This is a genomic window from Allorhizobium sp. nf9_anc (assembly GCF_056323085.1).
Genome location: NZ_JBWHZM010000002.1, coordinates 22002 through 38980, shown reverse-complemented (window position 1 = coordinate 38980; position 16979 = coordinate 22002). Strand labels below are relative to the sequence as shown.

General features: G+C 57.4%; 13 protein-coding genes. 5 read left to right on the top strand and 8 right to left on the bottom strand.

Annotated elements, in window-relative coordinates:
* Positions 1-68: 68 nt before the first annotated feature.
* Entirely contained in the window at positions 69-2165 is a 2097-nt protein-coding gene (locus AC02Y0_RS22365; RefSeq protein WP_476384293.1) for an ATP-binding protein, read from the bottom strand.
* 387 nt (positions 2166-2552) lie between these two features.
* On the opposite strand from AC02Y0_RS22365, the gene AC02Y0_RS22360 reads away from it, so the two are divergent.
* Positions 2553-2684 (top strand): hypothetical protein, encoded by a 132-nt coding sequence (locus AC02Y0_RS22360; protein WP_476384292.1) that lies wholly within the window; start codon positions 2553-2555, stop codon positions 2682-2684.
* A 5-nt stretch (positions 2685-2689) separates the two neighbouring features.
* On the opposite strand, the gene AC02Y0_RS22355 is transcribed toward AC02Y0_RS22360, so the two are convergent.
* Positions 2690-3814 carry a metallophosphoesterase family protein gene (locus AC02Y0_RS22355; protein ID WP_476384291.1) on the bottom strand — a complete coding sequence of 375 codons (1125 nt, stop codon included), beginning with the start codon at positions 3812-3814 and terminating at the stop codon, positions 2690-2692.
* 317 nt (positions 3815-4131) lie between these two features.
* Between AC02Y0_RS22355 and AC02Y0_RS22350 the strand changes: the two genes are divergently transcribed.
* Positions 4132-5004 (top strand): DUF4238 domain-containing protein, encoded by an 873-nt coding sequence (locus tag AC02Y0_RS22350; RefSeq protein ID WP_476384290.1) that lies wholly within the window; start codon positions 4132-4134, stop codon positions 5002-5004.
* 257 nt (positions 5005-5261) lie between these two features.
* On the opposite strand, the gene AC02Y0_RS22345 is transcribed toward AC02Y0_RS22350, so the two are convergent.
* From AC02Y0_RS22345 to AC02Y0_RS22335, 3 genes are all read right to left on the bottom strand, one after another.
* Positions 5262-6911 carry a GmrSD restriction endonuclease domain-containing protein gene (locus AC02Y0_RS22345; RefSeq protein ID WP_476384289.1) on the bottom strand — a complete coding sequence of 550 codons (1650 nt, stop codon included), beginning with the start codon at positions 6909-6911 and terminating at the stop codon, positions 5262-5264.
* A 172-nt stretch (positions 6912-7083) separates the two neighbouring features.
* Positions 7084-9888, bottom strand: a complete 2805-nt coding sequence (locus AC02Y0_RS22340; protein ID WP_476384288.1) for a DNA methyltransferase — start codon at positions 9886-9888, stop codon at positions 7084-7086.
* 365 nt (positions 9889-10253) lie between these two features.
* On the bottom strand, positions 10254-11396 hold the full coding sequence (locus AC02Y0_RS22335) for an RHE_PE00001 family protein (RefSeq protein WP_476384287.1): 1143 nt from the start codon (positions 11394-11396) through the stop codon (positions 10254-10256).
* A gap of 182 nt (positions 11397-11578) precedes the next feature.
* On the opposite strand from AC02Y0_RS22335, the gene AC02Y0_RS22330 reads away from it, so the two are divergent.
* Together AC02Y0_RS22330 and AC02Y0_RS22325 are read left to right on the top strand one after the other, a co-directional pair.
* The gene (locus AC02Y0_RS22330) at positions 11579-11836 is read left to right on the top strand and encodes a type II toxin-antitoxin system VapB family antitoxin (RefSeq protein WP_444555895.1); all 258 of its coding nucleotides are present in this window, start codon (positions 11579-11581) and stop codon (positions 11834-11836) included.
* Positions 11833-12237: a type II toxin-antitoxin system VapC family toxin gene (locus AC02Y0_RS22325; RefSeq protein WP_476384286.1), complete on the top strand. Its 405-nt coding sequence runs from the start codon at positions 11833-11835 to the stop codon at positions 12235-12237. The genes AC02Y0_RS22330 and AC02Y0_RS22325 overlap by 4 nt, the downstream gene beginning before the upstream one ends.
* Positions 12238-12354: 117 nt before the next feature.
* Here the strand turns inward: AC02Y0_RS22325 and AC02Y0_RS22320 are convergent, their stop codons facing one another.
* Entirely contained in the window at positions 12355-12633 is a 279-nt protein-coding gene (locus AC02Y0_RS22320) for a type II toxin-antitoxin system Phd/YefM family antitoxin (protein ID WP_476384285.1), read from the bottom strand.
* Positions 12634-12710: 77 nt separating this feature from the next.
* Between AC02Y0_RS22320 and AC02Y0_RS22315 the strand changes: the two genes are divergently transcribed.
* Positions 12711-13868 carry a site-specific integrase gene (locus AC02Y0_RS22315; RefSeq protein ID WP_476384284.1) on the top strand — a complete coding sequence of 386 codons (1158 nt, stop codon included), beginning with the start codon at positions 12711-12713 and terminating at the stop codon, positions 13866-13868.
* 735 nt (positions 13869-14603) lie between these two features.
* Here AC02Y0_RS22315 and repC read toward each other — a convergent pair.
* Positions 14604-15818, bottom strand: a complete 1215-nt coding sequence (gene repC, locus AC02Y0_RS22310) for a plasmid replication protein RepC (RefSeq protein WP_476384283.1) — start codon at positions 15816-15818, stop codon at positions 14604-14606.
* A gap of 165 nt (positions 15819-15983) precedes the next feature.
* Positions 15984-16961 (bottom strand): plasmid partitioning protein RepB, encoded by a 978-nt coding sequence (gene repB, locus AC02Y0_RS22305; RefSeq protein WP_476384282.1) that lies wholly within the window; start codon positions 16959-16961, stop codon positions 15984-15986.
* Positions 16962-16979 lie beyond the last annotated feature (18 nt).

Below are 16979 nucleotides of genomic sequence, written 5' to 3'. Positions count from 1 at the left end.
TGCTTGACCACACTCAACGGCGATCATGAGCTGAAACCCCTACGACAACAAATGTTGTGGAAGCAGCACTACGGCTGCCAATCTATCATCTGCAGCACGTTTCCTCCGAGCTTCTGAAACGCCCTCTGGCGGCAGGAGAACACGATAATCTGCTGGTCTCGAGACTGTCTGTGGAGTGCATCGAACATCTTTTCGATGCGGTCGTCGTCCGAGTACACCAGCGCATCATCGAGGATTACGGGCGCGGGCCGGCCGTCACGTGCGAGAAGCCTCGCAAACGCCAGCCGGGTCAGCACTGACAGCTGCTCCCTCATTCCGCCGCTCAGGCGGTCGACATCCTCTTCCTGCCCATTACGCAGAATGGTCTGGGGTAGAAGCGTCTTGTCATCGAAGGTGATTGAAACATTGTCGAAGAGCAGTCTCAGCAGCGGTCCGAGCTCAGCCATGACGGGTTTGAGGTAGAGTTCTCGAGCCTCAGACCTGGCATCGTCGAGGGCGGTGGTCACGCGCTGGAGGACAGCCACCTCCTTCTCATATGCAGCCACCCGCGCAGTCGCCGCATTGAGTGCCTCTAAAGCTTCCCGCCACTTCTCTTCTACGGCTTCGTCGGATTGTGCCCGGATCTCTGCGTTCAGGCCGGCCATGGTCTCCCGTAGTGTATTGATCTCCTTGTCGACCGCAGCTTCAATTGAGCGAGCACGCGTCAGCGCCGCCTCGATCGACGCGAGATCACCGGCATCTGTGCCCAGTTGCAGGGCATGTGCCTCAGCCTCCGAAACCGATTGGTCCAGATCGGTGAGCGTGGCCGACAACAAGCGCTCACGCTCAGCACGCGCTACTTCCGGCCCGAGGATCGCAGCCAACTGCGTCTGATCGGAAACCAGAGACGCCAGCGTTGTTTCCGCGACGACGAAATCGTCATTGGCACGAGACTGGTCTGGCTCGACTTCACGCAGGGCAAGGCGTGCCTGCTTACGGCGTTCTTCGGCTTGTGCCAGTGCCGCCCGAACCAGCGCCGGGTCCTCAACCAAGTCGAGACCCTCAAGGCTGATGGTGTTACCTGCTTCGACCTCCTCCCTCAGTTTCGCCAGGCCTTGTGGAGCAATGAAGGACAGCCGGTCTTTCAAACCCCGTAAGTCAGCATCGGCCTGCTGTGCCCTAGCGTGCCTCTCTCGCGCTGCAGAGACGCTATCGACACCGATTGAAGCCAGGAGTGTGGCCCGTGCCGCTTCTGCCCGCGCCAGTTGATTGTCGTTCCGGCCGGGACGGTTCGAGCGCAGAGTGATGGTCCCAATTCCTGCGACGTCAAGCCGAGCATGGCCGTCGTAGCTACGGTCTTCTCCATCTGCCAAGGGCTTGCCGTCCAGGGTCACCGTTCCGGCTGTATCGGCTTCGTAGTGGATTGAGACCGATGGGCGAGCTGCCTCATCGATAGCACGCAACTTGGCGATTTCGACTTCGCATGCCTGCAGCTCTTCGATGGACTTTGTCGGGATTTGCAGGAGTGCGAGTTGAGCCTCACCCTCTTCAATGCTCTGACGGACCTCCTCCGCCTCTGCCAATCGCTGCTTCAAATCGGCCAGACGCTCGGACGCCTCACGTGCCTTTGTTGCCGCCTCGAAGCGGGTTAGCCGCTCGCGGACCTCCTGCTCCTCAGCCTCCGCTATATCCACGTTGTCACGTGCCATTTCGATCGCATCAGTTGCTTCTCGGCGCCGCTTGATCGCTTCGGCTCTCTTGCTCTCTGCAGAAGATAGACTGCCCTGAAGAAGGGCCGCCCTTTCCCGAGCGCTGGCAAACGCCTTGAATTCCCGCTCTGCTGCGCTTCGCCTTTCGCGGACAAGCTTCAGCTCCGCTTCTGCCGTTTTCAGCTTTTCGTTCTGCGCCTTGGCGGCATCAAACGTGCTCTGGGCTGCCTGAATGGCCGTCCTGCGCTGTTCTTTTTCTGCAGGACTGTCGAGTTCGGCAAGTCGCGCTGCTGCACTCGCGCGTTGATCCAGCGCTTGGCGCAATCGGGTCACCTCGGCTGCCAGCCGCGCCTCATCCGCGGCGAGCCTCTCCCGTTCCTCGATAGCAGCTGCATAGCGACCGCCAGCTTTCGGCCTGCCGGTCGCCGTGACCATGTCTGCGAGGGCCTCTTTCACGGCCGCCATGATCTCGGCCATCCGACGCCCGCCAGTGACGGCTTCCACCTCGCCCTGGACGGATTCGAGCAGGCTTTGACGAACCTGTTTTTCCCCCTCCTCCTCCGTCCGGCTTCGTTTCTCGATGCCCGTGATGCCTTGGCGGACCCACAGGAGACCCGCAGGTCCGGAGGTCCCTCCCCTGATCAGGCTGGTGATGAAGTTTTCTGCCTCATCCGCCTGGGCGACAAGACGGCCGGATCCAAGATCCACCACACGGGCTGACCTCCCACCATAATACTGCTTGGTAATTCGGAAGCTGCCCTCGCCGGTCGTGATATCGGCTTCGACCAACGGGTTGCCACCACTATAGGGGCGCAATCTCTGAACATCACCCGGGGTGCCGGAATGAGGTTGGAAGAAGAGTGCATGCAGGGCTTCAAAACTCGTCGATTTGCCGAACTCATTCGCCGCGCAGAGCACGTTGACGCCATCGCCGATACCTTCAATGGCAACGCCGCGGCCGGCAAACCGTTTGACGTTGAAGAGACGCAAGGCTGAGATCTTCATGGCGTGATTGCCTGCGTATAGGAATATAGGCGCATCAAGGCCGCCCGCGCGATCTCGCGCTCGGATATAGGTCGACGTTCATCTGTAGACTCGGCAAGCAGCGCATTGGCAGCTTCACGCAGGGCACCGCCACGATCGAGCTGATCCAGGTCTTCCAGCTCGCATTCTGTGACTAGTCCATTCTGATCCAGCTCAAGAAAAGCGAAATCCGGAGCTGCCTTTTCAACGGCGGCGACGAGCTCAGCACGCGCAGCAAGACGAGTGTGCCCTGATGCCACTACCCGGAGCAGAGAGTTCCTCCGTTCTCGTAGAGCCGGGAGCAAGGTATTGAGAGCAGCCTCTGGGGCGTCACCGTCAAGCAAATGAAGATCGAGGTTACGCCAGGCAAACGTCGCGGTGGGCAATGCCTGAACATCTGGGATACCGGACGAGCCGGCAATCGTGACCAGAAGAGCCGTACCCGGCGCGTCGTGCTTGAAACGGTCAGGCTCCGGTGTCCCGCAATAATGGGTTCGCTGGTCCACACTGACCACGCCGTGCCAATCGCCGAGCGCTAGATAGTCGAGCCCTGCGCGTCTTGCCCGGTCTGGCGCGATAACCTCGGACGCGCCTCCCTCTTCTGAAAAGCTGCAAATGGCTCCATGAGCCAGTCCAATCCGCAGCGTGGCATCGGGTGAGGCATGACTATCCATCCATTCCGTCAGGTCTCGGCCGGGGCGACGGGTGGTGCACGGTGCCGGCAACACGACCACACCGCTCGCCAATTCGATCGGCCGAGGTTCGACCGCGAGTACGACGTTTTCTGGTGCTTCTGCCTTTAGCGTCGTCCAGAGCTGGGAGGCCTGCAGGGAATCATGATTGCCCGGCAAGATTACCCACCTGATCGCGGGATCATGGGCCATCTCGGCAAAGGCCTGGCGTCGCACATGCGGTGCAGGTGTTTCGGTATCGAAGGTGTCTCCAGCGAGCAGCACCGTCGTGGCGTTTTGCTCGCGGGCGTGCTGAGCAAGCCGGGCGATGACGTCGTGTCGAGCGCCCCGCAAGCGGCTGGGCAAGTCACCCTCGAAGTTGCCGAAACGCTTTCCGAGATGAAGATCGCTGGAATGGATAAATCGAAACATGACCACCGGATGTTGAGAGGCACACGAGTATCTGCCGCGTTATGTTCACCCAAGTCTATCTCATTCTCTACAGCGATCGCCATCTGTTTGAGCGTGTGGCGGTGTCAGACCAGATGCAAGCGCTGCCCAGCAAAGCTCCAGGCTTCAAGCTGGGCAACAACCCGAATAGGCGGCCGTTGCGTTCATGACATCGAAGGCTTCTTCGGCTTACACTGGCTCGGACGGGAGTGAGAAACTGTTCACTACCCAACAGGTGACCTCTCCGTCCATCGGCACGCGAAAGAGATTTTGTAACGCCAGAGCATCGGGTTTACGTTATGTCGCGCAACGCGCCGCACCGCCATCATTACGTTCCACAAATGGTACAGCGAAACTTCGCCAACGAGAGCGGGGGACTATTCTTCTGGCGGCGGGGCATGCCCATTGGACAGGTGCGCGTCTCGAAGCCCTCGAACCTGTTCGTCGAGGACCACTTGTATACGCTTGTGGATGAAAACGGTGTACGCGACCATTCGATTGAATATTGGTTCGGTCGGTTGGAGAGAGCTGTAGCGCCGTTCATCCAGGAGTTTCTCGTCAAAGTGCGGGCTGGGGTGACGCCGATCATGCATCTAACGCATTTGGATTTGTGGCACACCTACGTTTACCATGCACAGAAGCGCACTGTGGCCTGGCATCAACGATTTCTCACTCCAGAAGACCTGCTGGTCGTCGTGAAGGAAATTGCTTCAGAGCAGCAGTGGCATGAGCATGTTCGGCGTTGGGAGGAAGACCGGGAGGACGCTCTGCGCGAGATGAACAACGCGCGCATTGCTGCCCAGATTACTCCGATGCCTGACGAAATGCTGGAAGAGTTCCGAAGCATGGGACTAGCCATTTACATAGCACCCGCAAGGACTTCGTTCATTCTCGGAGACGACATGCGCGGAGATGCGTTTCTCAGCGCACGCTGGGTTCAGTTCATGCCAATCGCTCCGGACGTTGCGGTAGGATACTGCAATGCTCCCGGCGTGCATATGGAACGTCTAACAGCCATGGACGTAAGGCGCATGAACGAAGCTATGACTAAGCAGTCCTATCTCATTGCTGGCCGATCGGAGGCGCAGATCGCTTCGTTGTCACGAACCCCCTATGCTCCGCCCAACATATTGAAGAGCTGGCTTGATCACCGACAGGTGCCGGCGCCATGAAGATCCAGCTGTGAAGTGGGTGAGGCCCACCTGCTGTCTTCAATCCCTGATGGGGCACGACGAGGCAAACGCAGAAATTAGGGGCCGTCGGCAAAGTCGCGTCCCTTAACATGCGACCTTTCACTTTCTCAAAAGGGACCGGCAGTTCTTTTTGCCATCACAAGGCATTCCCTACCGGCTACTGAAGCGCACCGAGAGATCCAGACCTGCGCTAATTCGGCAACGTCAGTGTAAACATGAAGAATAGTGGCGGCTTATTATACTAGGTTTTCAGTGTGAAAAGCCGGATGGACCCGCTCCTCAATTTTTGCCCAAAGCTTCGCGGCACGGCCTGAGAGGAAGGTTCCGTAATCGTCCTCGTCGATGCCCATGCCGTACCTGTCAATTAGGTGCGTTGCAAGGCTGCTGCTAATAGTGCGGTTCGACGCCTCGAATTTTGGAATATAGACCTTTGGTGGTTTAGCGTTAATCTGGCGCTTGTTGAGGTCGGCACCGATCAGCGTAATGTTGACGACGGAATTTTCGTTTCCGACCCCCCGGGTACGCAAATGATCCTTTGGAAAGAAATGGTGGAAGTTCTTCGACGAGGAGATTTTGAGATAGCTGTTGTCTAGCAGAACGGTTCCGTCGTTGTGGAAGTTTCGTGGCTGCTCGAAGGCGAGCAGGCAAAGGATAGCCTTGCAGAGGGAGTTTCCCGTCGCGAAGTTGGTCGCGATAAGGCTTTCAGCGCCCGTGATGTTGATGGGAATATCCCAGGTACCCTCGCCGCCGGAAATGATATCGTCGATAGCCCGCTTGTCGGCGGCCAGCTTAGATTCCACGGCTGAAGAGTACCGATAGCTCAATGAAGAGCGCCAGAAGAACTTCCTCATCCGCAGATGATCATTACCCGCAGGCTCGTAGCGCCTGATGAAGAACCAATACGCGAATGGAACGATAAGAGAGTCATAAGGTAGCAGCGCCGAAACCGGGATTCGGTAAGCGGTGCGGAAATGGTCTACTGCACTCTTGATCGCGTCGACCGCACTGGGCCAAGTCTCGATCACCTTAATCTTATCCAAAGCGAGGATTGTAGAACGTTTGGCTTCGCCTGCCAGCACAAGGGCAAGCAACTGCAACACGGTGGAGGGTGAAACACCGTCGTACCCTACTTCTTCAAGGTCGGTTTGGACTTTGTTCCACTCGACCTGCATGTCGAATTTTCTGTCTTCGTCATACGTCTTGGCGACCATGATCTCGAATAGTGTAAGCACCGAACCGCCGGTATTGATGCGCGTGAAAACTTCGATGGCGCTGTCGATGTCCTCGCGCGTCAGCGTTACGAGGCTGAAATCGTATGTCGCAAAAGCCTGTTTGAACTTGTCAGCAACGTCGAGATCGTCATCGGAGAGACCTAGTTCCGCGACGAGACGCTTTTCCACTTCGCGGTTCAGCGCGAGAACATCCTTCAGCGGAACACACTTCCCCGCGTTTTCTGGTAATTCATGAACGACGATCTGCGCATCATCTGGCAGTGTCGGGTCGAGGTTAACGTAGATCTCGGCGAAATTGCTGATCTTCTTGGAGCCACTACGAGGGATTTTCGCCCCCCGATAAGCCGCGAAAAGCGAAGTCATCCGCTGCTGTCCGTCGAGAACGTATTCAACCTGTCGGTCGTCCGGTGTAGGCGGAAGACAAATGCTTCCTACTTCCTTAACGTCCGCCATACGCTGATTAGTTTTCCAAAGGATGAAGGTGCCGATCGGATAACCCTTAACGATACTATCGAGCAGCGCCGCCGTCTTTTCGATCGGCCACACGAATTCACGCTGGAATTTCGGGATCTTTATGACGCCCTTTTCGATATCTGAAATGAGGTCCTGATATTTGCGGCTGTCGGGTTTCGGCTGCGGGCGGGGTGTAGTCATCGATCGTCTGCACCTGAAAATAGGAGTTTATCGGCACTATGCTTAAGCATTCAGGCTTCCACTAACGCAAGCAGTCCATCCAGAGTGAAGAACTTGCAATACAAAATTACAGCAGGCGGCAATCCGCAGCCCTGCGGCGGCCTTTGGCTTCGCTTGGAGACGGAAAAAGTGACTAAACTGACACCTTCGCCCGCTTCTTCGTTGTCGGTAGGGCCTTGGCCAAAGGTGCGACCCTGTCCTCATATAGTTCGAATAGGTGCTCCACACGCTCTCGCTCAGAGGCGAACACCTTCCGCCGATACAGGCGATCCACTGCGCGATCTAGAGCCAAATGCGCCTTTCGCAGATCAGGCGGCATGTAGGACGGATCATAAAGTGCCGAGAGCGGTTCCGGCGCAGCAGCGGCCCGTAGTTCTATGATCGCCTTTGCCAGCCCCGCCAATTTTGTGCGGTCAGCCGCCTTTAGTTCCGGCCACGGGAATGTATAGTAAACGGCGGGAGAATAGCTGTACCTGCTTTCGAGCCGGCCGGCGACCGTTCGCATCCATCCCATGTGCATCGCGGACGACAGAATGGCGAAGTACGTGAGGTCTCCGCCCACAATCAATTGCAGTTTGTTAGAGGCAATGACCTCGGGAGGAAGGATGACCCAAGGTACGTATTCGCGGTTCTCAGAAGAAACCTCGGGGATGCAGAGATACTCTGCCGTCGGCTGCCGGTCTTGAGTGAACAGCGTGGGTGACTTAGCCATGGCACGGACGCTGTGGGTGTCACTCGCCAGTCGACCGGCCTTCACACGCTCCAACCGCTCTGGCAGTTGTTTAGATTTTTGCAGTTCGGACGCCTTGATGTCCTTCAACCAAAGGCACCAGCGCCAGTTTCCAGATAACAGTTCGTCACCTCCAACGTAGGGCCGCAGCCAGTCACGGGTGAATGGCTCCTTCGTCACGAAATCCCGCTTCTGCTCCTCGGAGAGGATGAGGTTGCTGTAGGTGACATATCCACCACCTGGTTTCTTTATCCTGGCGCCATCGGTTGGTTGACTTCCCTTGTACATCTTCAGCATACCCGGAAGCGGTTTACCACGGCGTGGCAGGGCATAGTCGGGGCCATCGATCAGGTATCCGTTGATGCGCTTAACGGTCGAGGCCTGTGGGTCGGACTTCGGATGCGCGTAGTCGAAAATTTTGTGGCCGGAGACTGGGCCACAGGCCATCCCGGTGATGACGCAATGGACAGCTGCTTTCCCGCGAGCTTCCGAATTCCACTGAAAGGAACGGTGAGCGAAGTAGATTGACAGCCCTTGCTTGAAGAGCTGGGGCCAGAGGATAGATGCCTGCTCGCCCTGAGTAATGGAGTTCGTGGACACGAAGCCGATGCGGATTTTTGAATTGGCTTTCACGTAGTCCGCCGCCAGCTTGAACCAGCACGTGACGTAATCCAGGCGGTTTACCGAACCGGTGCGCCCCCAGACCCTATGCATGTCGGCTTTCTGCTCCTTGCTACGGTACTGGTGTCCGACAAAGGGAGGGTTTCCAAGGATGTAGCTACAGCGAGCGGGCGGCAGGAAGGTAGCCCAGTCCACAACCAATGCATTCTCGGCAAGGATATGCGGTGACTGTTTCAAGGGAATTCGGGTGAACACCTGGCCAAACTCGACACCCAGCTTGGAGTTCATGATGTGATCCATCATCCACATTGCCACCTCGGCGATCCGGGCCGGGAACTCCTCGACCTCCAGTCCATAGAACTGGTCGACGTCGACCTTCGCCATGATGGAAGCGTCAAGTACCAGCTGGCCACTCTTCTGCAATTCCCGCAAAGCCGCCAGTTCCAACTCCCGTATTTCTCTGTACGCCAATATTAGGAAGTTGCCGCAGCCGCACGCAGGGTCGAAGATGGTGATGTCACGAAGCTTGTCCTTGAAGCGGGCTAGCTCCTGTGCTCGACCGCGTTTGAGCGCCCTGACCCGCTGAAATTCTGCTTGCAGCTCGTCGAGGAACAAAGGGCCGATGACCTTGAGGATGTTCTTTTCGGACGTGTAGTGAGCACCAAGCTGCCGACGCTCGGTCTTATTCATCACCGACTGAAACAAAGAGCCGAATATGGCAGGCGACACCTGCTCCCACTTGAACTGGGAGGCGTTAATGAGAGCGTCGCGCATCTCCGAGTTAAAGGCGGGTATTCGCAGGGGATCCTTGAACAGATCGCCGTTGACGTACGGAAACTGCGCCAGATCCTCGTCCAAGATGTTAGGACGCTTTGCCACGGGCGTGTCGAGCACCTGGAAGAGTTCCGAAAGCTGTCCGCCTAGGCCACTTCCATCTTCGTTTGTTCGATCCCGCAGCCAGGATTCGAAAATGCCCTTGGGCTCAAAAATTCCGGTGTCATCGGCGAAAAGGCAAAACAGCAGCCGAACGAGAAATCGCTCGAGGTCATGTCCCTTATAACCAGATTTCTCCAGGGCATCGTGAACGGCTCCCATGAGCTCCGTCGCCTCGATGTTGGCCGCCGGTTGGTCAGTGTAGGTCTTGGTCTCCCGGCCCAAGATGAACCCGAACAGTTCGATCTTGCCCGGTAGCTCGGCGAGCGTAAACTCCCAGTCCTCACGTTCCTGTAAATCGTAAAGGTGGAATGTCTGGAAGTCACAAAGCAAGATGTAGCGTGGAAACTCCTTTTCATTGAGCGAGGCGCAATAATCTAAGGCCTGCAGGCGCGCCTTCTCTAGATCTTTCCCAGCGCTCTTCTGCTCAATGACGAGCTGCCCCGGCCAAAACAGGTCGATGAAACCGGTTCTGTCATCGAGCTTCTTGACCTGTTGCTCATAGACGGCGACACGCTTGCGCTTGACACCAAAAACCTCAAAGAATTCATTGTAGAAGGTCTGGGTTTCGCCCTTCTCATAATGCGTCCCCGCATTTTCTTTCGCGAACACAGAGGCTCGGTTGCGCACCTCATTCCAACTCAGTGACGTCATACAATCGAATCCCTCGTCGACTACTTTGTCGAGGACACGGAGCGTATATGTCACTTCACGTGGTTGAACCTCCCGCAGGGAACAACGCGAAGCGTCAACTACGATTGTCCCGTTACACCTCTTCTTCAAGGACTATGTCAGTCAGATCGAGATTGAAAGATTACTTTTTTGTTTTCCATATATTGCTCTTGAGCCAATGCTGAGGTCATGGCTGTTGCGTGTTCTGCTCTTCCCTCACTGCCACTTGGGAGCTGATCTGTGCTTTTCGCGCAAAGTTGCACAGTGTCCGTAACGCCAGCGGCGGCGTCAGTTTTCATGATGCCGCCATCAACACCCGCTTGGCGGCTTGGATGCTGCTCAAGCCCTCATATTGCGCCCCATGCCCGAAACCTCCCCCTGCCCGTCATCTCCCGCAACCCCAGTTCCTGCACGATCCGCCTTGCCCCTTGCGGCGTCACCTCGAGCGTTTTCGCCACCATCCCGGCCGAGATTAACGGCCGCGCCATGACGAGCTCCACGAGCTCCGGCAGCCTTGATGACGTCCGCCGCCCCTCCAGCTTGCGCATCATCATCTGCCGCGCCAGTACCAGGCGATCATGTTCTTTGAGCCCCGTCTCGGCGGAGATTGTCAGCGCCCTTGCAATTGCCAGCAACCGTGTCTCCCGATCTCGATGCCGGCGCCGATCTACAGGGATAGCCTTGAGCCCGACATTGATTGCGGCGAGATGGCCGCCGGTGGTCACACCTCCTTCGCGCAGGACCGAGGCAGCCAGCAGCCGACCGAGCCAGGGCGCATGCTGGAGCACGGCGATTTCATTCCAGGCGTCGAGCGCCACGATGGACTGCAGGACCGGCGGCAAATCCTGGGACCGCGCCACCACGGCCTGCCACTCCGCCAACCGCTCGTCCTCATCCCAGTCGAGGTCGTAGACGAACGGATCCTTGCCCGGAACGTTCTTGGCGCGACCCGGCGCCTTCGCCTCTTCGATCGCGGCGTCCGAGCGGGCAAGAACCGCATCGATCGCGGCAAATGCATCACCCAGACCATCAATGTCGGGATACTCCGCCTCCCCTGCCCCTGCCGAAGCGTCGTTCACGTCGACCTCGCCATCCCGCACACCCTCTCCATCTCCAACCGATGATGCTCCGGCCCACGGCCGGCCGCGGAGGGAGGCGAGGCCTTGAGCAGAGAGAGCCCAGACCGGAGGATGGGCGGAGATGCGACGGCGGGTTTTCAGGATGTCGCGGGCGATGGTGAGTTCGTGGGTGGGTGCGCGGATATCTCGGAGCGCGTCATGCAGGACGAGGTCCTCGAGATGAACGAGTTCACCGTCCACCCAAAGCGAGGCATGCGCCTCGAGGAAATGCGAGCGCTCGAGAAAACCCTCGCCGACGGAAGAACGGGCGACCCGCTCGTCGAGACGGGCAAGAGCGACCCCTGCCTCAGAAATCGGCCGCAACAGGCTTGAGATGGGCAATCTAGTGAGATCATAAGACATTGAAATCATGGTAAATGATTCGTTAAGCGAAAGCTATATGCACATTACGGTTCCGTACATTGCATGAATGATTCAGAGGACTCTAACCTCCGATAAGTAACCCTTATCGAACTTTAGACGTCTGGCGTCTCATCGTTGCCATCTTGGGGCTCAGCGTTTATATTCTCCGCATCAAAACAGCGAGAAAAGCCATGTCCGAACCCCAGCTTTCCATCCGTAGCAGCAAGGCACGCGATCTGGCTCATGCGCTTTCACGCCGCACAGGTCAGCCAATCAACCGCTTGGTCGAGATCGCGCTTGAGCGATACGAGCAGGATCTGAGTGACGACAAAGTAAGGTACCCAATGGATGCCGTTTGGGAGCTCGCAGCCGAAGATCGGCGCAACATACCCGCCGGCACGACATCGAACCATGACGAGTTTTACGACGAGAACGGTCTGCCAATATGATTGCGGTCGATACGTCTGTTATCATCGCAATTTCGATGAATGAGCCGGAAGCTGACGCGTTCAGGCCCCTGATGGGACGCGAAACTGTCATCATCGGCTGGCCTACCTTGCTTGAAGCGCGGATGGTCCTGACGGGCAAGGGATTCAGCAGCGCAGCTACCATGATCAAACGGCTCTCTGAGACACCGAACGTCATCACCGTCGCATTTGAAGAGAAGCATTTTCGCGCTGCCGAAGATGCTTTCACGCGATACGGACGGGGCCGCCATCCTGCGAGCCTCAATATGGGCGACTGTTTCTCCTACGCTGTTGCTGCCGTCGCTAAGGCGCCCCTGCTCTTCAAGGGACGGGATTTCAGCCAGACAGATCTGAAACTTCATCCGGCCTCGTCCACACTATGAACGGCTCAAGCTACAAAGTAACGGCACGCCGCGAAGGCGTAACCGAGCTGTCGGCAGATTGGAATGACTCCTGCGCGCCCGAAAATCTGAATATGCCAAGCCTAGCTGAAGTTGGGTTTAGCCGGCAGCATTCTTGTCCATCGACAGTTCGGCATTGAGATGATCCGAGCCCGACTCCATCGTCGACACCTCGATCGCCGCAAGCTCGTCGTCACTGATCGCAGCCGTAAGATCGACCCGCTGATCGCGCTTGGCCAACCGGACGCAATCTTCATACGCGATGAGCACGGTGTGCGGTCGGCCGTTCTTGGTGATGATCATCGGCTCTCGCACGGCCGCATCCTCGTAGGCGCCAAAATTCGTCGATATAGCAACTGCCGTCACAGTCGACATCATGGCAGATCTCCTTTGTTCCGGAATATACGGATTCTTCGAAACTTTTGCAGACCTGCGGCGAGAACTGAGGGTATCCGATGATACGGAAGCCAACAATATCCCCGGCGACCCATCTGTTAAAGCGTGTGGACGAGCTCGACACCATCGCCGCAGTCCTCCCCATAGAACGACGCGACGAACTGGCTGAGCTTCTGACAGATCAAGATGTCGAGACACTGAGGCATCTGGTCAATGAGGGCATGGGCACCAATACCCTTAGGGCGCTGACTTCCGATCTCGCCTATCTGCAGGCTTGGTCGCTGGCGGCGACCGGCCGTTCTCTTCCCTGGCCCGCACCCGAAGCGCTGCTGCTCAAATTCGTGGCTCAGCACCTGTGGGACGCAGAAAAGCGTCTTACGGATCCGGAACACGGAATGCCAGCAGATATCGCGGACAAGTTGCGGCTTCAGGGTTTTCTGCGGAAGACGGGGCCGCACGCCCCAGACACAGTCCGTCGTCGGCTTGCCACTTGGTCAACGTTGACGAAATGGCGCGGGCTTCAGGGGTCATTCGGCTCACCCGCCCTTAGATCCGCCATCAGACTTTCTATCCGAGCAACGCCACGACCGAGGAAGCGGAAGAGCGCGAAGGCGGTCACTGGAGACGTACTCGTAAGGCTCCTTGCAACCTGTGCGACCGACAGCCTGCGTGATGTGAGAGATCGGGCCATTTTGATGGTTGCGTTTGCCTCTGGGGGTCGGCGTCGAAGCGAGATCGCTGGCCTGCGGAAAGAACAGTTGCAGCCGGAAGAACCGATCCAGATTGACGGGGCCCCTCCCCTGCCCTCTCTTTCCATCCATCTCGGTCGCACAAAGACCAGTGGCGGGGAAAACGAGGAAGTCGTCTATCTGACCGGCCGTCCGGTCGAGACCCTGAACGCCTGGCTTGATGCCGCGAAGATCGACAAGGGCAGCGTCTTCCGCGCCATCGATCGCTGGGGCAATGTTTCGCGCCGGCCGTTGGACCCGAAAACGATCAATGACATCGTCAAACATCGCGCTGAGTTGGCAGGGCTCGATCCGGCAGATTTTTCGGCCCACGGGTTGCGATCCGGCTACCTGACAGAAGCCGCCAATCGCGGCATTCCCCTCCCGGAAGCTATGGAGCAATCGCGGCATCGCTCAGTGCAGCAAGCATCGGAATATTATAATCACGCCCAGCGGCGCAGCGGACGGGCTTCTCGTCTTCTGGACTAAGACAGACTTCGCCTTGGTTGCTGCTGGGACCAGTTCGCCTTCTTCCCTCTTCACGCGAACTCGGACCTACCTGCTCGATCGTTGCGACACTTTCTTTTATCGATCTCGAGGCCGCAGATCGACTTTTCACCTGAGTGTGACGCAAGCGCCCACTTATCTAAAAGGTAAGTGAGACGACCGTTCAGATCGGCGTCGTGTTCAGAGAACAGACAAGCACGGTATTCTGGTTGCCAAGGTCATGGAGCAGTCACGTCGTCGTTTAATGACGCCACATGATCTCTGACAGGCCCGGCAGGAACGCATCAACCGGGAATTTACACCCAGACAGAAGTCGATCATCACTAACGGGCCTTCAGTTCGATCAACAGAGTGAACGCCTTAATCTGCTCAATCTTAGCCGACGGCTGAGTTGCCTTCAGGGCGGTCTGCTCCGGGGTCACCGACGTCGCCCTCTCTTGGCCGACGGTGCCAGGTGAAAGGGAAAATCCCGTTCGCTCCAATTTGGATAACTCCAAGCCTCAAAATCTGGGTTGTTCGTCCGAACGGCGCGGCATACAAGCACCTGATCTAGCTCACAAAAACAGCAATCTGTACGGCTGACAACGGGTCTAGATCCATTCTGATCTAGGGCAAAGCGCGGAACAGCCAAAACACAGCATCTCACACGCCTCGTAACCAACCGGCGTCGTGAATGTGGCGCCATCAGGAGATGATCCGCGTATTGGCCCATCGACATCATCCCGCGGCCAGCCTCGCCTCCCCGTTCGCCCGCATCAGCGCCATGATCATCGGTCCAAGGGAAAACTCGCCGTGTTTTGCCCGCCGGGTGAGGTCACGCAGATAACCACCCGCTGAGTTGATGTGCCCTGCCCTTTCAAGGATCGCCGCAACCGCAACCGCTGCATTTTCAGGGCCCATGGCCTCACAGGCATCCTGATAAGCCGACGGGCTGATGCCCAGCATCGATCGTACGACGACCGCGGCCTGCATCAAATCGCGCCACTGGGCAATCGCGCCACCTGGGCCGTAGTCTGCAATCTGCGGGCATGCCTTCAACACCAGAGCCAAGGGGAACGCCTTCATCGGCTCACTCTTCGATTTCCCCTCAGGCCTCGGGGTTTCCCCCTGCTCCCTTCCAGAGCGAGGTTCAAGTTCATTGATGGATTCGGTATTTGAATTCTGTATATGACGCTCATTTTCAGCGGCATTGCCGCTCATATTCTCAGAAAGAAGTACCTTTTCCAGGCGGTTGGAGACATCCGCACGCAACAGGTTCAACTCTCCAAGGCTCGCCTCGACGATTTCGATCGTGAGCGTGCGTGGAAGGTGGCCGACGATTGCGAGGTAACGATCCTCCAAAGCATGCCAGTCGCCCTCAACGCCCTCTTCCAGGGCTGCGGAGATCAGCTTGCGAATGTCCCGACGGCAGATCGTCAGAGCCTCTTTGGCCAACTGAAAGCGCCGGCGGTCGGCTGCAACCTTTTGCGCGAGCTGTGCCAGCTCTTCCCTGCGCGCCAGAAGTGGCGCGAGGCTAAAGCCGAATGCGTCTTCCACGCTGCCATCGCGTGCCTTATGCGCATAGCGCTTGCCATTGGGGCTGTCTTTGCGCGCTATCAGTCCAACGTCGATGAGAAGACCGATATGGCGTCTCAGCGTCGCATCGGCCATGCCATGCGCCCGAAGGCTCAGCTGTGCATTTGATGGAAAGACAATCAGGCCGGCATCCTCCGACAATTCCGCCTGCGGGTAGAAACTCAGGAGAGCGTCAAGCACTGTGAGCGCCCGGTCTGGAATGCCGATTAAAAGACGGGCCTCACACACATCGCGGAAGAGTTTCCACTTGTCTGCACTCTTGCCTTCTTTCGCGCCTGCAGTCTCGATCTGACGGCTCACATGGGCGAGCTTAATCGCTCCCCGCCCAAAGGGCGTGGTTATAGGTTGTCTGTGCATTTTTCTTCACCTTCTTGAAGGCAACAGAAAACTGCTCACCAAAAACGGTGCCAAAGACTCTTGACTAGAATTCCCGGAGATGCGATTCTCAATCTGCTAGGATATGAGGAAGGCTTCCAGGGCGGCGACGCTTGGGGGGCCTTTTTCTTTTGCGTTTCGTCTCCTTTAAGACTTTGATTGATTCCGGAACTCGGCGTGGAGCCGTTCCAAATTCTCTGCGATGTAGCGGCCGAAACTGGCAGCCTCCTTGGATTTCAAGGAAATCGAATAACTCTTTCCCGCACCTTTGAACTCAGCGGACACGGCCGCGTCTTGCGACTGCCAACTGCCTGACGGGCGCATCGTGCGGCGGGGCTTGCCAGCATTGCGAACAACCGCCAACAGGCGCTCAAAACGCTCCTCGGACGCCAGACTTGAGAAACCTTCGACGTTCAGGGCCGCTTCGGCGTGAACAAGCGCATCTGGATGCTCAACGGCGGACGCCAGTTCAAGCCAACGATCTCGACCGATCCCTTTGGCAGCACCGATCGCCTGGATGATTGTCTCTGGCACCCGCGCGGTCACCGACGCCATACGCGTCAAAAGCGCACCGTCGACAGACAGGGCGAGCTGGATCGTCCGACGATCATGCCCCATGGCCTGAAGGTGATGCGCAAAGGCGGCACGCTCGATGAAGGAAAGGTTCTCACGGGCTGAGTTTTCCTGGCCCTGAGCGATAACGTGGTCGACGTCGGAGACATGTTTGACAACAGCCTTGACCGGACGCCCGAGAAGCCGGGCGGCCCGGACGCGCCGGTGTCCAAAAACGATCTGATAGCGGCCCTTGTCTGAGGGATTTGGCCGCACCAGCACAGGCGTGTCCTGTCCTCGCTCGCGGATAGCCTCGACGAGTTCCATGAAGGCCACTTCATCTTCGCCCATGCGATCCGAGACAAAGGATTTGTCGACAAGTGATGGATCCAGATCCACAACGGCCTCGCCAATGAGCGCCTGGTCAGCGATGGCAGCCTTCTCAGCCAATTCGCTGAGCGAACTGATCATCGAGCGTGACGCGCCCCTATTGGCATAACCAGGTGTTGCCTTGCGTTCCGGGCGAGGACCATCAGCGGCCGTGATGTTGGCAAAGATGTCCTTACGCGCCATGAAACCCGTCCTTTGCTA